The sequence below is a fragment of the Ignavibacteriales bacterium genome (assembly GCA_015709675.1).
GTDB lineage: Bacteria > Bacteroidota > Ignavibacteria > Ignavibacteriales > Ignavibacteriaceae > H2-BAC3.
In genome coordinates this window covers 3,682,350-3,697,703 of sequence record CP054182.1, presented here as the reverse complement: position 1 = coordinate 3,697,703, position 15,354 = coordinate 3,682,350, and the positions used below count along the sequence as shown (strand labels likewise).

Here is a 15,354-nt window from a genome sequence, read left to right as displayed (position 1 = left end):
TCAGAGAAGAGCCAATGCCTTCTGCTTAATTAATTCTGAAGAAATACCATTTAAGCGTGCCGGGATCAGTAAATGACATCTGAAGAGTAGCCGTACTTGTACCGCGGGCTGTTACCTTGTTGTAGATTTTATTCCATCCGGCGGCGAAGTTAAGATTATTTACCTGCCTGGTGACCATCGTTTCAGTATTGCCGTCAAACGTCTGCGGGCAGGTTTGCGAACCGTTAACCGTGGTTGCTTTTGTCATATACACTATCTCAAGGATATTATCGTTAAGCATAGGGATATAGATAACGCTGGAATCATTTCTAAAGTCACGGCTGGTACACTGTGCAAAGCCAAATATTGAGGTGCCGTCCATGATCATTGCTCCGCCCGTGCCGTAAACCATAACCCCGCTGGTGCTTGAGGTGAAACTGCCTGTGCAAACAGGAACTTGAGTGGTAAGTGAATCAAGCAGAAATGACATGGGGGCTGATAAGGCGATGGTGAAACTGCCATCTGCAGCTATTGTGCCGGTTCCGACAGCATCGAAGCTTGAAGGGCCGTTATACTGCCCCATCATAATGGTTTTGCCGGTGCCGTGTGTCCAGCCCTCAAGTTTGCCGGATATGCTGGTAACCGCAGTTCCGCCGCCAGGACCAGGGGTGGTGTCGTCTTCTGAGCAGCCTGAGATGAATAAAAAAGTGAGGGAAAAAGTGAAGAGGATGAATAACTTTTTCATGATGAACTCCGAGAATGTTGTAATTGAAATATCCATAATTTATCAGATATACAGAGGTAACTTACCGAAATAGTGAATACGTTATCCTCAGTTAAAGCGGAAATGTGATATTTGTTACAAGTGAAAAACCTGACGGAAGTTCATTCTCCCTTTTGTTTTTATATAATCGGATCTGAGCAGGCAAGGCAGCTTTAGTTTGAGAAAACTTTGTATTTTTCCTTTTTATATTCATAAACGGAGCCAAAACTATGATTAAGCAGATGATTCTTTGCCTGGCCGCAGCCTGTATGCTGCAGGCGCAGGAATTCACCAGACAGGACATCCTTCAGGCCCAGAAGATAATCGGGCTTGAGTTTACGGATGCAGAGCGGGATTCCATGATGGATGATCTGGCAGACCAGTTAAAGAACTATTCGGTAATCAGACAGATGAATCTGAAAAACGGGGTAATGCCCTCACTGCTCTTTAATCCAATTCCTGCCGGCTTTGTACTGAATATGCCACCGGCTTCCATATCATTTACTGATTACTCCGGCACAAAACTTCCCGGTAAGAAAAACCAGCTTGCATGGATGACCATCGGCGAACTTGCACATTTACTTAAAACAAAACAGATTACATCAGTTGAACTGACAAAGTTTTTCCTTGAACGGTTGAAAAAATATGATCCTGTGCTGCACTGCGTGATAACCCTCACTGAAGAACGGGCCCTGAAGGAAGCCGCCAGAGCCGATGAGGAGATAGCGGCCGGTATATATAAAGGACTGCTTCACGGCATACCGTACGGCGTGAAGGATCTTCTGAGTACTGAAGATTATAAAACCACGTGGGGTGCAGAACCCTATACTGAACAGATGATTCCGGAGGATGCTACGGTTATAAAAAAACTTGAGGCTGCCGGTGCTGTACTTTGTGCTAAACTTACAATGGGCGCACTGGCGTGGGGGGATGTATGGTTCGGAGGAAGAACCCGCAATCCGTGGGACACATCAGCCGGTTCAAGCGGATCCTCAGCCGGTTCTGCTTCTGCGGTTGCTGCCGGGCTTCTGCCTTTTGCCATAGGCACGGAAACCTACGGCTCAATAGTTTCCCCTTCAACCATCTGCGGCACTACCGGCCTTCGCCCCACTTACGGAAGAGTGAGCAGAAACGGAGCGATGGCGCTCTCCTGGTCAATGGATAAAATCGGTCCCATTACCCGCTCGGTTGAAGATCTTGCCATTGTCTTTGATGTGATTCACGGTGCTGACAATCTTGACCCGACGGTTTATGATGTGCCTTTCTCATATATACCGGGCGCAGAGGTAAAAAACTTCAGGGTAGGATATCTGAAAAAAGATTTTGAGGGCAATTACCCTTTTAAGAAATATGATTCACTGGTACTGAAGCAGCTTGAAATGGCAGGCGTGGAACTTATCCCTGTGGAATTACCTGATTTTCCGGCAGGTGATATTTCGATAATGCTTTCAGCCGAAGCTGCTGCAGCGTTTGATGAGCTGACCCGTTCAAACCGGGATGATCTGCTCACCCGGCAGATAAAAAATGCCTGGCCGAACGTTTTCCGTGCGGCACGGTTCATCCCAGCCGTGGAATATATAAACGCAAGCAGGGCGCGCACCCTTCTGATTCAGCAAATGCATGATGCAGTAAAGGATGTTGATATTTATCTGGCACCATCCTGGCAGGGGAGTAATCTTCTGATCACTAATTTAACCGGACATCCCTCAGTGGTGGTACCGACAGGTTTCAGCGCGAGCGGAACTCCCGTAAGTATTACTTTCTGCGCGGGACTTTTTCAGGAGGGAAAACTTTTGCAGTTTGCCAAATTCTGGCAGGATATGAATACATATCATAAAAAACATCCTGAGATGTTTAAGGAGTAAGAAACAGGAAGAAGTTCGGAAGGGAATCAACTTCCGGGGTGACATTTGGTCACCCCCGAAAGCTGCATCACATAGGTCTATCACAACCCTAAAAATAAGTTGCCCCTTACAATTGAATACGGCCCAGGATTTTGCGTACTCAATTAGGGGTAAGGGGCGAACGGGACACAAAATTGCTAATAACGAGTAATAAGGACAGGAACACACCGGCTGGCACCGGTGTGCCCTGTCTTTACAGGTGGTAGTGTTGTAAATTTAAATAAGGATTTATAGAACGAGACTGATTTATAGTTTTTATAATCAGCTGCTCAAAGATTTGAAATTTTTTTCTGCAGGGCAAAAGAAATTCAGCGAGTGCGGTTTTTCAGGGGCAGACGATAATAAGAAACGGTGAACGTGCCATAAATCCGGTTTGAGGTGTCTTACTCATGCGAAGGGAGGGTTACCGTAAATGTGCTTCCTTTGCCAGGTTCACTTTCAACCGTGATGGTGCCCCCGTGCGCGATTATCAGTTTTTTAACAATTGAAAGTCCGAGCCCTGTTCCTTCGAAATTTCGTCCATGCCCCTCACTCACCTGACGGAATTCTTCAAATATACTTTCATGATGTGCCTGATCTATACCGATGCCGGTATCTTTTACGGTCAGAATCATTGCACCCGGTTCCTTGTATATAAGCCGTACTTCCAGACTGCCGGTTGATGTATATTTAATGGCATTATTAATCAGATTGTTTATTGCTGATCTGAGAACTTTGGGATCAACCTTCAGGAATAATTTTTCATCCGGGCAGAAGACCTCGTAACGGAGACCTTTCTTTTCTGCTTCAGCTCTGAAAAGTTCCGCTGCTTCTCTGGTCTCAGCGCAAACATCCAGCTTTTGCGGTGAAAGCTGCATTGCTCCCGACTCAATCTTGGCAAGATCAAGTATAAGATTCAGTGTTTCTGAAAGACGCCTTCCTCCCCGCAGGATACCGACAGCCATTTTATTCAGTTCCCCGCTGGTTTCTTCCGCAAGTATTTCTGCAAATCCGTTAATTGCTACAAGAGGGGTGCGGAGTTCATGGCTCATATTGGCAAGAAAACTTGATTTGAGCTTGCTCATTTCTTCTGCTTTTACCTTTGCGGTTATCAGCTCTTCAATGTTTTTCTTGCGCTCAGTTATATCTTCACCGACTGAAATAACATTGATGATGTCTCCTTCCGGATTAAGCACCGGAGATATATAAGTACTTTCCCAGTAAAGTGAGCCGTCTTTTTTCCGGTTAAGCAGTTCCCCTTTCCAGTCTTTTCCTGTGTTTATGGTTTCCCGGATTTCATTATAAATATCTTTTGAAAAAAACTCATGTTCAAGTATAGCGGGTTTTCTGCCAAGAATTTCCTCCTCGGAGTATCCGGTAACCTCGGTGAAACGCGGATTAACAAACTCAACAATGCCATCAGGGTCGGTTATAATAACCGAAACCGGACTCTGCAATACTGCCCGTGACAGCTTTACTAAATTCATTTCAGATTTTCTGCCGATGGTAACATCCATCATGTGTCCGGTTATTCTGCTGATTTTCCCATCTTTCATGGCGGCAGTTGCTGCCGCACGAATCCATTTTTCGTTACCAGCCGGAGTTGTAAAACTCATTACCAGATCGTAGGGGGTTCCGTCAGTCAGAATAGCATTCATTGCACTGGTAATTTTTTGTAATTCTTCCGGCGGGTAACATGCCAGACTTGCCTCAATATGCTGCGGGGAGCCGGGAGGGAATTCACCCGGTGTCATGTCATGAATTGCGTACATTTCATCCGTCCAGTACATCGTATTGGTGTCAGCACTCCACTCAAACCCGCCGACTTTAGCAAGTTCCTGTGTCCGGCGCAGTACGGCCTCACTTCTCTGCAGTTCTTGTTCCGTCTCAATCAGATCAGTAATGTTTACAAATGTTACCACAACCTGCTTAAGTGCGTTGCCCGCGTCAAACTGAGGATATGCATGCAGCCGTATCCAGTATCTTTTGCCGGTTATAAGATTGTTAAGCTCATAAGTGGTATTCTTTATTTCCTTTCCCGTTCTTATTACCAGATTGAAAGGATAATTTTCCGGTTCTATTTTATCGCCATTACCGGTTTTGAGAACAATCATGGGTTCTGAAGGGTTGAAATCTTTAATCTTCTCTAATGGCATACCGATAAGACTTTCTGCTTCAGAATTGTAATAAAGCAGTTCACCGGTGCTGCCGTGAATTATAACACCGAAGTGGAATTCATTGACAAGTGAACTATACCGCTGTTCACTCAGAAGTTTTTCCTGCTCGGCGAGCTTTTGATCAGTAATATCAATATGCACACCGAAGATATGTCCTGACTTGCCGGATTCTTCCGGAGTTACCGCGCCTACTGCCCGTATATATCTGATTCTTCCGTCCGTATTCCGGATGCTGAACTCTGAAGCGCTTCCGCTGCTGCCGGTCAGAAGAGAGCCGCGGCTGCTTTCTGAGCTGTTCCCATTTTGTAAAATAAAGGACATCCAGTTTTCCATGCTACCCTGGAATGTTTCAGGGGAGGTGCCGTATATCCTGTGCATGGTATCATCAAAATATACTTTATCGCTGTTAATATCCCACTCCCAGATGCCAATATGGGCGGCTTTGTTGGCAAGCAGCATACGTTCATTCAGTTCAATTATCTTTTGTCTGTTTTCCTCGCGTGGAGTTACATCAACAAAAAATCCAATCATTACTTTTTTACCCGCAAGGGTAACATGGCGCGTGTTGATATCAGCGTAAAAAATGGAACCGTCTTTTCTGAGACAGGGGATCACTGAGGCGATACTTATTCTGTTTTCCGCCAGAGCGATGAACTGTTCCATCACTTTTGGCAGATCTTCTGGCCGGTGCAGATTTACCGGAGTCATATTACTGAATTCTTCTTCTGTATATCCGAACAGACGGGTCATTTCCGGATTGACGAATACAAACAACTGTGTTTCGATATCGGCGGCTATAATTCCCTGAGGTGAGCCTTCAAAGACTGCCTGATACTGCTCACGAGCTTCAATGAGATGCTGCTCGTTGAATTTTTCCTGTGTGATATTTCTTGCAATACCCGCGTACCGGATAATTTCATTTTTATCATTATACACCGGGAATGATTCAATACGGAGCCAGATGATCTTGTTTTCTTTAGTGATGGTACGGAACTCATCTCCCAATGATTTTCCATTCCGGAAATTCTTAAATGCATTCCTGGCTTTTTCCCGGTCTCCAGGAATAACCGTAGAGAGCAGAAAGTGTAAACTCAGTTTGCCGGGATTTTGTTTTACCGGAATGCCGAAGGTATGGTAGAGATTTTCTGATATATACAGGAGCTGTTTTCTGTCTGCTGAAGAAAGCCAGAAGAACATATCAAGATTTTCAACAATCTGCCTGAGGCGGGAGTGATTTTCCAGAGCATCCTGCTCTTCTTTCTGCTTTGTGATGTCCATCCAGATGCAGCTCACATCATAACCGCCATCTCTCTCGGCTACAATCTGTTGACGGTTAAAAAGCCAGCGGTAGTTGCCCCAGGCATCCAGGAAACGGTATTCAGTTTCGTTTACAGACCCGACCTTGGGAGCAATATAATTTTCCTGAAAGTTTTTCTTGAGCCTCGGGCGATCTTCAGGGTGCACATGCTCAATCCAGAAACTGAAATTATCAAGCAGCTGGTCAGCACTGTACCCAAGCGACTTAACGATATGATCGTTAACAAAATTCAGATGCGGAACCCCATCCTTAAGGTAAAATGTGTATAATGAGGCGGGATTCGATTTTAATAACTCAATTAGACGGAAACCAAGACTGCTCTCTAAACCAAGTGCCTGATTTGTAATACTTTTACCGCAAATAATAATTTCTGTAAGACGGTCATCTTCCCCTAAGCGGAGATGTTTGGAGAAACTTATTTGTACAGACCTGTCCGGCACAGGGAAGATAATTTCCATCTCTGGCTGCTGTGTGCCGTCGGAAGCCCAGCTAAATAGAGAAGAAAAGGGGGAGCCAGTTGATATTTCAGCCGCCTCGGCAAGCGATTTGCCGGTTATCTTCCGTGAATCGAAGCCCGCGAGTTTACAGAATTCAGAACTTAACCAGGTAATTATCCGAGAAGAATTAGCAATAAACACCCTTTCGGAGGGATACCCGTTGTTAGCTCCGTTTAAATGGGAAATATTTTCAGAACCAGCAGACAGCGTCATGGTTTCAGTAATAATTAATTAAATGTTTCCCTACCTACCTGTAAAACCCAGTTCAAGCCCGCTGGAAATCTGTAAAAATTACATAATGATATGCTAATATAAAACATATTACAGAAATTGGATAAAAAATCTTGAGTATTCAGAAAGTGAAACATATTCCCGGTGGTCCTCGGCTCTGCTCGGACGCCGGAAGGGGCTGTTCCCCGAGCGATTGGTCCCCGAGCGGAGTCGAGGGGAGGGGTGTTCGGACACTGGATGGAGAGGTGCCCGGTGGTCCTCGACTCCGCTCGGACACCGGGAGGAGATGTACGGACACCGGAATGGATGGTCCTCTAGCGATTGGTCCCCGAGCGGAGTCGAGGGGGTCGAGGGGAGGGGTGCTCGGACACCGGGATTGGGATGGTTCTCCGGTGGTCCTCGGCTCCGCTCGGACACTGGGTGGGGAGGTGCCCGGTGGTCCTCGACTCCGCTCGGACACCGGGATGGATGGTCCTCGACTCCGCTCGGACACCGGGATGGATGGCCCCCGAGCGATTGGTCCCCGAGCGGAGTCGAGGGGGTCGAGGGGAGGGGTGGTCGGACACCGGAATTGGGATGGTCGGGAATAACATGAAAGGATGGTTCATACCTTTCCCTGGCTTCAAAGACGGCGGATACCCGGGATTTCATACTTCATAATTCACAATTCTCACTTGATTCGGGAACTTTCTGATTCAATCTTGACTTTTTTGTATAGATTGACTAAGTTTGTATCACAAAAATGGAAAAGTCAGAGAAAAGCGAATGAGTTCTACAGAAGTTAACGAAATTGAAGAATTAGCGAATCAAGAGTACAAGTACGGATTCGTTACCGATGTCGAGACCGATGAGGCACCAAAAGGACTGAATGAGGACATTATCCGCCTCATTTCCTCCAAAAAGGAGGAACCGGAATGGATGCTTGAGTGGCGCCTGAAGGCATACCGCCAGTGGCTCACGATGAAAGAGCCTAAATGGCCGAATGTTGATTATCCTCCGGTTAATTTTCAGGATATCATTTATTACTCAGCACCAAAGAATATTAAGAAATTAAACAGTCTTGATGAAGTTGATCCGGAAATCCTGGCAACGTTCAACAAACTGGGTATTCCTATTGAAGAGCAGAAAGCGCTCGCCGGTGTGGCCGTTGACGCGGTGTTTGACAGCGTGTCGGTTGCTACTACCTTTAAGGAAAAACTGAAAGAGCTTGGAATTATCTTCGGTTCAATTTCCGAGGCAATCAGAGAGCATCCCGATCTTATTAAGAAATATATCGGCTCGGTTGTTCCCGCTACCGATAACTACTACGCAGCGCTCAACAGCGCAGTCTTTACCGACGGCTCTTTTGCATATATACCAAAAGGCGTGCGCTGCCCGATGGAACTGAGCACCTACTTCCGCATTAACGCAAGCAACACCGGTCAGTTTGAAAGAACGCTGATTGTGGCTGAAGAGGGAAGTTATGTAAGCTATCTGGAAGGATGCACTGCCCCCCGCCGTGATGAAAATCAGCTCCACGCAGCCGTTGTTGAACTGGTTGCTCTTGACAATGCTGAAATTAAATACTCCACCATACAGAACTGGTATGCCGGTGATAAAGAAGGCAAAGGCGGTATTTATAACTTTGTGACCAAACGCGGACTCTGCAAAGGTGTTAACTCAAAAATCTCCTGGACTCAGGTTGAGACAGGTTCAGCCATCACCTGGAAATATCCGAGCTGCGTTCTGCAGGGGGATAACTCAATCGGAGAGTTTTATTCCGTTGCGGTTACCAATAACTATCAGCAGGCAGATACCGGAACCAAGATGATTCATCTTGGCAATAATACCCGCAGTACCATTGTCTCTAAAGGTATATCAGCCGGAAGAAGCAATAATACTTACCGCGGACTGGTCCGTGTCGGCAAGAAAGCAAAAAGTGCCAGAAACTATTCTCAGTGCGACTCACTTCTTATCGGAGACCGCTGCGGCGCGCATACTTTCCCCTATCTTGAAATTAACAACCCTACAGCAACAGTAGAGCATGAAGCAACCACTTCAAAAATTGGCGAAGATCAGATTTTTTATCTGAATCAGAGAGGCCTTTCTAATGAAGATGCAGTTAACATGATCGTAAACGGCTACTGTAAGGAAGTCTTCAGAGAACTGCCGATGGAATTTGCCGTTGAAGCGCAGAAACTCCTGAGCGTGAGCCTTGAAGGCAGCGTAGGTTAATATATACATTTTGAAAAATAAGGAAACAGCAATGATCGAAATTAAAAACCTCAGAGTAAGCATTGAGGGCAAAGAGATATTAAAAGGCATCAACCTGAAAATTAATAAAGGTGAAGTGCACGCAATTATGGGACCGAACGGCTCGGGGAAAAGCACCCTTGCTTCGGTACTTGCAGGACGCAAAGAATATGAAGTAACAGAAGGTGAAGTGATCTTCAACGGAAAAAACCTGCTTGACCTTTCTCCTGAAGACAGGGCAAGAGAAGGTGTATTTCTTGCGTTTCAGTACCCGGTCGAAATTCCGGGTGTCTCAAACACCAATCTGCTGAAGAATGCACTTAATGAAATTAAAAAATACCGCGGAGAGGAACCCCTTGATGCAGTTGAGTTTCTTGCTCACATTAAGAAAAAAATGGCGCTTGTTGAACTGAAGCAGGATCTGCTCAGCCGTTCAGTGAATGAAGGATTCTCAGGCGGTGAGAAGAAAAGAAATGAAATTTTCCAGATGGCGGTGCTCGAGCCGAAACTCGGCATTCTTGATGAAACAGATTCAGGGCTTGATATTGATGCGCTCCGTATTGTTGCAACCGGCGTTAACACTCTTAAGTCACCAGAGAATTCATTCATCGTGGTTACCCACTATCAGCGCCTGCTGAATTACATTGTGCCTGATTTTGTGCATGTGCTCTATCAGGGACGCATTATTAAATCAGGCGGCAAAGGCCTTGCTCTTGAACTTGAAGACAAAGGATATGACTGGGTGAAAGATCATATCGAAGAATTCGTGATGGGTTAAGAGGAAGACAGTTATATATATGGAAAAAACAGATTTTAAAGAGCTGCTGAAAAACAGCTTTCTGACGGCTGAGGCCGGAATGAACGGTGAAAGTAAGTCGGAATTCCATCAGGTGCGCAAAGCCTCGCTGGAAGAGTTTCTTTCGCTGCGCGTTCCAACGGTGAAGGATGAAGAATGGAAGTACACCAATATCACCCCGATCACCGGAAGGAAATTCACCACAGAAGCTGTTGCTGCACCGGTCGGAATATCTGAACTGCAGAAGTTCTTTTATAACATTGACAAATATCTTAATATCGTCTTTGTTAATGGTAAACTGAATCATGAGCTTTCAGGTGATTTTAGTTCTCTTAAAGGAGTAACAATCACCACCATAAAAGAGGCGTTTACGGAGAAGATTTCTGCCGCTGAAACCTATTTTAATAAAACAGCTGATCTGAAAGGCAATATCTTTGCCGCGCTAAACACTTCTTTCGTTGCTGAGGGACTTTTTATCCACATCGGAAAAAATGTCGCTGCAGAAAAGCCGGTCAGAATTATCTACGTTAAGAAGAATGCGGAAAATCTGCTGGTTAGCCCCCGCAACCTGATTGTTGCTGAGCAGGGTGCTGAACTGGATCTGATTGAAACCTATGCTGGTCTTGATGAAACCTCATCATTCACCAACGGCGTGACTGAAATATATACCGCTGAAAATGCCTCGGTTAGTCACATTCTGATTCAGGAAGAGAATCTGAATTCCTATTACATCAACAATGTTGAAGTAACACAGGAGGGGAGCTCCCGCTACACTTCATTGAATATCGCGCTTGGTTCTGCCATCGGAAGAACCAACATGAGCACTCGCTTCACCGGCCCCAATTCAGAGGGAACACTTAACGGACTTTTTATTGCAGGCGGCACACAGCTTATTGATAATCATACGATGATTGATCACGCAATGCCCCACTGCCAGAGCCATGAGTTATATAAAGGAGTGCTCGACGGCAAAGCGCGCGGAGTATTTAACGGCAAGGTAATGGTTCGCCAGGATGCACAGAAGACCAATGCATTCCAGGAAAACAAAACCATCCTGCTGAGTGAAGAGGCCCTGATTGATACCAAACCGCAGCTTGAGATTTTCGCTGATGACGTAAAATGTACCCACGGTGCAACCGTCGGACAGCTCAGTGAAGAGTCGCTCTTTTATCTAAAAGCTCGCGGAATCGGTGATCAGCTTGCCCGTTCGATTCTTATTAACGCTTTTGCTGATGATCTGGTTGACCGGATGAAGTTTGAAGATCTGCGTGACTATCTCGAAGCTAAAATAGCTGCAAGGTTATCATAATCATGTCTTCAGTAAATGCCTCTGGTGCTCTAAAGGATAAGCAGACTGCTGCATCCGCGTTTAATGTCTATGAGATCAGAAAAGATTTTCCGATCCTGCAGACCGAAGTGCACGGCAAGCCGCTTGTGTATCTTGATAACGCTGCTTCAACCCAGAAGCCGCAGTGTGTGATAGACAAGATAGCTGAATATTATTCAGCGACTAATGCCAATATACACAGGGGTGTGCATCTGCTCAGCCAGAAGGCAACTCTTGAATATGAAGGGGTGAGAGAGCAGGTTGCATCCTATCTGAATGCATCTTCCTCAAAAGAAATTATCTTTACCAGAGGCACCACAGAGGCAATAAATCTGGTGGCTCATTCCTACGGCAGGAAATATATACAGGAAGGGGATGAGATCATCATCTCATGGCTGGAGCATCACTCCAATATCGTCCCCTGGCAGATGCTTTGTGAGGAGAAAAAAGCAATACTGAAGGTTATCAGAATGGATGACAATGGTGATCTTGATATGGATCATTTCCATTCGCTTCTATCTGACCGGACAAAGTTTATTTCGGTTGTGCATGTTTCTAATGCACTCGGAACGGTCAATCCGGTTGAAGAAATTATCCGGGCCGCAAAAGAACGGGGAATACCGGTTCTGCTTGACGGCGCTCAGTCTGTGCAGCATCAGCCGGTTGACGTCCGTGCTCTTGGCTGTGATTTCTTCGTTTTCTCCGCGCACAAACTTTACGCTCCGACCGGAGTGGGTGTTCTTTACGGAAGAAAAGAACTGCTTGAGAAAATGCCTCCGTATCAGGGCGGGGGGGATATGATTGCTTCCGTTTCATTTGAAAAAACAACCTATAACGAACTCCCCTATAAGTTTGAAGCGGGTACCCCGAATATTGAAGGGGTAATCGGTATGGGACCGGCGCTGGATTATATAGAGAAAATCGGCTTTGACGCGATTCAGAATTATGAGAATTCTCTGCTGGTATATACCGGTGAAGTATTACGGAAAATACCCGGAGTAAAACTGCTGGGTGAGCCCAAAGTGCGCAGCAGTGTCTATTCATTCCAGCTTGAGGGCATTCATCCGCATGATACCGGCACCATCCTTGATCTTGAGGGGGTTGCCATCCGCACCGGTCATCATTGTGCTCAGCCGGTAATGAAGCGGCTTGGAGTTCCGGCAACGGCACGGCTGTCGCTGGGTTTTTATAACACAAAGGAGGAGATTGATTATTTTGCTCAATCTCTTCAAAAAGTTTTCGAGGTGTTTAAATAATGAATCCCGAGCTCAGGGAACTTTACCAGCAGGTAATCCTGGATCACTATAAGGATCCGCGTAATTACAAAATACTGCCGTTTTATACCAATCACGCCGAAGGGCATAACCCTCTCTGCGGAGACCAGGTTGAAATTTTCCTTTCGGTTGAAGACGGCATCATTAAGGATATATCATTCCAGGGTAACGGATGCGCCATATCAAAATCATCCGCTTCTCTGATGACTGCTTTCGTCAAAGGCAGGACCGTTGAGGAAGTGCAGAAGGATTTTGACCGGTTTCATGCACTTGTCATGGGCAATACCGTAACTGATTCTGACCGTGAACAGCTTGGCAAACTTGCTGTGCTTGAGGGAGTAAAGGAATTTCCCATGAGAGTCAAGTGTGCCTCACTTGCCTGGCATACGCTGATAGCCGCAATTAAAAACGAACAAGAAAAAGTCATAACTGAATAATATGAGTGACGAAACTGAAATTCTGAAAGACAAAGTAATAGCGGTGCTTAAAAGCTGTTACGATCCTGAAATTCCGGTGGATATCTGGGAACTCGGGCTGATTTATCAGCTCCGTTTTGACGAAGATAAAAAGCTGACTGTTATCATGACGCTTACATCCCCGATGTGTCCCGTTGCTGAAACACTTCCCAAAGAAGTGGAGAGCAAACTGCGCACCATTGAGGGCATCACCGATGTAAAAATTGAAATCACCTGGAGCCCCCCCTGGTCAAAAGATATGATGAGTGAGGTGGCCATGGTTGAACTTGGTTTCTTATAGAAAAACGATATTCATGCGGTGAGAGAACCGCGGGGCAGGGGAAAGCCGGACGACTTGTGTGTATATATATTAACGATAATCTTAAAAAGGAATAACCTATGTTAAATGTTCTGAAAAGACCTCCCATGTATGATGAAGAAGCAGTTCAGCCAATGCGCGATGAACTGACAGCCGTAGGAATACAGGAACTCCGTACCCCGGAAGATGTGGAAAAGGCAATTAAGGTTAATGACGACAAGACGGTACTTGTTGTAATGAACTCAGTCTGCGGATGTGCTGCCGGCGGTGCCAGACCGGGTGTATCTCTTGCCCTGCAGAATGCAGTGATTCCAGACAGACTTACAACCGTTTTCGCGGGACAGGACCGCGATGCAGTAGATCTGGTTCGCAGCTATATTCCTGCACCCCCCTCATCACCAAGCATGGCTATTTTCAAGAACGGTGAGCCGGTTTATTTTATGCCGAGATACGAAATTGAAGGTTACACCTTTGAACAAATTGCCGACAAACTGAAAGCCGCATTTGAAAAACACTGCAGCGCCAAAGGCCCCTCTGTAAGTCCTGAACACTATGCACAGGTTCAGCATGCCAAAATGTGCGGTTCAAAAATTCCGATGTACAAAGGTTAATTAGTAATCAGGAATGAGTAATTAGTAATTCAATGTATAATGTACAATTAACAATGTACGTTGCTTGAAAATGATTAACGCTGCGGTTCTGCGGGAGATGTTTTCTCCCGCAGATGGCCTCAGATGAACTATTTACGAAACATATATAGACGATGAAATTCAGTTCCCAGGAAGAATACGGATTGCGCTGCCTTCTGCGCATTGCTAAAAACAAGTCAGAAGACGGAATGACCATACCCGAGATCAGTTCGGCTGAGCGCCTCTCGCAGGCCAATGCAGGCAAACTCCTCAGGATTCTGCGCCTAGGCGGTTTTATTGAAAGCTCACGCGGTTCATCCGGAGGATACCGGCTGACCCGTCCTCCTGAAGAAATAAACGTCGGGGAAGTGCTCTCGGTTCTCGGAGGCAAATTTTTTGAATCATCCTTCTGTTCTGATTTTACCGGAAATGAATCCATCTGCACGCATACCATAGACTGCTCCATCCGCTCCCTCTGGAGGGCAGTGCAGACTGCGGTTGATTCCATCCTCTCAAAGACCACACTCGCTGATATGCTTGGTAAGGAAGAAGAAACGGCAAGCTTTGTTTATGCCCTTCTTGAAGAAGAGCAGCAGTCCCTCAGAAATCAGCAAAAACCCGCCTGACAGGCGGTTCACCCCGGAACACTCCCTTAAAACCCAGTTTACAGCCGGTTCACCGGCACGGGTATATGTGTGATAAATGTCATACGGATATACCCGGAAAAATCCCGTTTAAGCGGGCGGGCCGGCGGCAAAAGCAGCCCGGACCCCTGATTTTATTACCTTTTCTTTATGTATATAGCCCGGTCAGCCGGAGAAATTTTATATACCCTCTTCCCCCTGTCCGGTATATAGGGGCACCCCCTCCTGAAGATTTTTCTTGCTTTTTGTATTGACTTTTTTATTATTTTAACTCCGTGGTTACCAAAAATCTATTATTTAACAACAATTAAGGAGAACCGGTATGAAAACATTGATCGATATTGACGATAAGCTGATGGCAAAGGCGCTGAAAGCTTCCGGCTTGGAAACAAAGAAAGCTGTGGTGCATGCAGGACTTGCTCTCGTAGCTGCCGGAAAAGCCCCGAAGGCAAAAGCCAAGGCTAAACCAGCTAAGAAGGCTGCAAAGAAGAAATAATTCTTCTTTAGAGGAGGAGGATCCCCGTGAGGACTGAGATAAAAATAAGTCCGGCGGTTACGATCTTCGCTCTGAGCGGCATCCTGCCGCCGTCAACGAAGTTTTGAATATGGTGGCCGAACAGTTTGTTGGTCAGTATATAGTCCAGAAATCTCTCTGAGCTTCTGGCAAAGAAATATGCAGCCATAATCAAAAATATTGTCCCGGGCATCAGCGGAACGATAAAACCAATGATGCCCGTTATTGTACATACTACTCCGAGGATAAAATAGGTAACCCTGAGCCAGTGAGACTCAGCAACTTTCCTGTTTTTAATTGCCTGCCGCATTACTTC

13 protein-coding genes are annotated in these 15,354 nt (G+C 45.8%); 10 read left to right on the top strand and 3 right to left on the bottom strand.

Features of this window, described 5'->3' with window-relative positions; genetic code table 11:
* Positions 1-25 precede the first annotated feature (25 nt).
* Positions 26-724: a hypothetical protein gene (locus HRU80_14585; protein ID QOJ30027.1), complete on the bottom strand. Its 699-nt coding sequence runs from the start codon at positions 722-724 to the stop codon at positions 26-28.
* Between the two features lie 248 nt (positions 725-972).
* On the opposite strand from HRU80_14585, the gene HRU80_14580 reads away from it, so the two are divergent.
* Positions 973-2,607: an amidase gene (locus HRU80_14580; protein QOJ30026.1), complete on the top strand. Its 1,635-nt coding sequence runs from the start codon at positions 973-975 to the stop codon at positions 2,605-2,607.
* Positions 2,608-3,029: 422 nt separating this feature from the next.
* Here HRU80_14580 and HRU80_14575 read toward each other — a convergent pair whose 3' ends face one another.
* Positions 3,030-6,830 (bottom strand): PAS domain S-box protein, encoded by a 3,801-nt coding sequence (locus HRU80_14575; protein ID QOJ30025.1) that lies wholly within the window; start codon positions 6,828-6,830, stop codon positions 3,030-3,032.
* Positions 6,831-7,613: 783 nt separating this feature from the next.
* Here HRU80_14575 and sufB point away from each other — a divergent pair.
* The 9 genes from sufB to HRU80_14530 all read left to right on the top strand — a co-directional run bounded on the left by sufB (position 7,614) and on the right by HRU80_14530 (position 15,020).
* Positions 7,614-9,062 carry a Fe-S cluster assembly protein SufB gene (sufB, locus tag HRU80_14570; protein ID QOJ30024.1) on the top strand — a complete coding sequence of 483 codons (1,449 nt, stop codon included), beginning with the start codon at positions 7,614-7,616 and terminating at the stop codon, positions 9,060-9,062.
* 31 nt (positions 9,063-9,093) lie between these two features.
* A complete protein-coding gene (sufC, locus tag HRU80_14565; GenBank protein QOJ30023.1) occupies positions 9,094-9,858 on the top strand; it encodes a Fe-S cluster assembly ATPase SufC in 765 nt (254 codons plus the stop codon).
* Positions 9,859-9,877: 19 nt separating this feature from the next.
* Positions 9,878-11,185 (top strand): Fe-S cluster assembly protein SufD, encoded by a 1,308-nt coding sequence (gene sufD / locus HRU80_14560; GenBank protein QOJ30022.1) that lies wholly within the window; start codon positions 9,878-9,880, stop codon positions 11,183-11,185.
* A 2-nt stretch (positions 11,186-11,187) separates the two neighbouring features.
* Positions 11,188-12,459, top strand: a complete 1,272-nt coding sequence (locus HRU80_14555; GenBank protein ID QOJ30021.1) for a cysteine desulfurase — start codon at positions 11,188-11,190, stop codon at positions 12,457-12,459.
* A complete protein-coding gene (locus HRU80_14550; GenBank protein QOJ30020.1) occupies positions 12,459-12,914 on the top strand; it encodes an SUF system NifU family Fe-S cluster assembly protein in 456 nt (151 codons plus the stop codon). The genes HRU80_14555 and HRU80_14550 overlap by 1 nt, the downstream gene beginning before the upstream one ends.
* Position 12,915: 1 nt before the next feature.
* Positions 12,916-13,233, top strand: a complete 318-nt coding sequence (locus tag HRU80_14545) for a DUF59 domain-containing protein (protein QOJ30019.1) — start codon at positions 12,916-12,918, stop codon at positions 13,231-13,233.
* 98 nt (positions 13,234-13,331) lie between these two features.
* Positions 13,332-13,862: a BrxA/BrxB family bacilliredoxin gene (locus tag HRU80_14540; protein ID QOJ30018.1), complete on the top strand. Its 531-nt coding sequence runs from the start codon at positions 13,332-13,334 to the stop codon at positions 13,860-13,862.
* Positions 13,863-14,014: 152 nt separating this feature from the next.
* Positions 14,015-14,506 carry an Rrf2 family transcriptional regulator gene (locus HRU80_14535; protein ID QOJ30017.1) on the top strand — a complete coding sequence of 164 codons (492 nt, stop codon included), beginning with the start codon at positions 14,015-14,017 and terminating at the stop codon, positions 14,504-14,506.
* Between the two features lie 340 nt (positions 14,507-14,846).
* On the top strand, positions 14,847-15,020 hold the full coding sequence (locus tag HRU80_14530) for a type II toxin-antitoxin system VapB family antitoxin (protein ID QOJ30016.1): 174 nt from the start codon (positions 14,847-14,849) through the stop codon (positions 15,018-15,020).
* A gap of 7 nt (positions 15,021-15,027) precedes the next feature.
* On the opposite strand, the gene HRU80_14525 is transcribed toward HRU80_14530, so the two are convergent.
* On the bottom strand, positions 15,028-15,348 hold the full coding sequence (locus HRU80_14525; GenBank protein QOJ30015.1) for a YbaN family protein: 321 nt from the start codon (positions 15,346-15,348) through the stop codon (positions 15,028-15,030).
* Between the last annotated feature and the right edge of the window lie 6 nt (positions 15,349-15,354).

What these genes read in the sequence shown, in the direction of transcription:
- HRU80_14585 (QOJ30027.1), bottom strand. Translation starts at nt 724, where the DNA reads ATGAAAAAGTTATTCATCCTCTTCACTTTTTCCCTCACTTTTTTATTC.
- HRU80_14580 (QOJ30026.1), top strand. Translation starts at nt 973, where the DNA reads ATGATTAAGCAGATGATTCTTTGCCTGGCCGCAGCCTGTATGCTGCAG.
- HRU80_14575 (QOJ30025.1), bottom strand. Translation starts at nt 6,830, where the DNA reads ATGACGCTGTCTGCTGGTTCTGAAAATATTTCCCATTTAAACGGAGCT.
- sufB (QOJ30024.1), top strand. Translation starts at nt 7,614, where the DNA reads ATGAGTTCTACAGAAGTTAACGAAATTGAAGAATTAGCGAATCAAGAG.
- sufC (QOJ30023.1), top strand. Translation starts at nt 9,094, where the DNA reads ATGATCGAAATTAAAAACCTCAGAGTAAGCATTGAGGGCAAAGAGATA.
- sufD (QOJ30022.1), top strand. Translation starts at nt 9,878, where the DNA reads ATGGAAAAAACAGATTTTAAAGAGCTGCTGAAAAACAGCTTTCTGACG.
- HRU80_14555 (QOJ30021.1), top strand. Translation starts at nt 11,188, where the DNA reads ATGTCTTCAGTAAATGCCTCTGGTGCTCTAAAGGATAAGCAGACTGCT.
- HRU80_14550 (QOJ30020.1), top strand. Translation starts at nt 12,459, where the DNA reads ATGAATCCCGAGCTCAGGGAACTTTACCAGCAGGTAATCCTGGATCAC.
- HRU80_14545 (QOJ30019.1), top strand. Translation starts at nt 12,916, where the DNA reads ATGAGTGACGAAACTGAAATTCTGAAAGACAAAGTAATAGCGGTGCTT.
- HRU80_14540 (QOJ30018.1), top strand. Translation starts at nt 13,332, where the DNA reads ATGTTAAATGTTCTGAAAAGACCTCCCATGTATGATGAAGAAGCAGTT.
- HRU80_14535 (QOJ30017.1), top strand. Translation starts at nt 14,015, where the DNA reads ATGAAATTCAGTTCCCAGGAAGAATACGGATTGCGCTGCCTTCTGCGC.
- HRU80_14530 (QOJ30016.1), top strand. Translation starts at nt 14,847, where the DNA reads ATGAAAACATTGATCGATATTGACGATAAGCTGATGGCAAAGGCGCTG.
- HRU80_14525 (QOJ30015.1), bottom strand. Translation starts at nt 15,348, where the DNA reads ATGCGGCAGGCAATTAAAAACAGGAAAGTTGCTGAGTCTCACTGGCTC.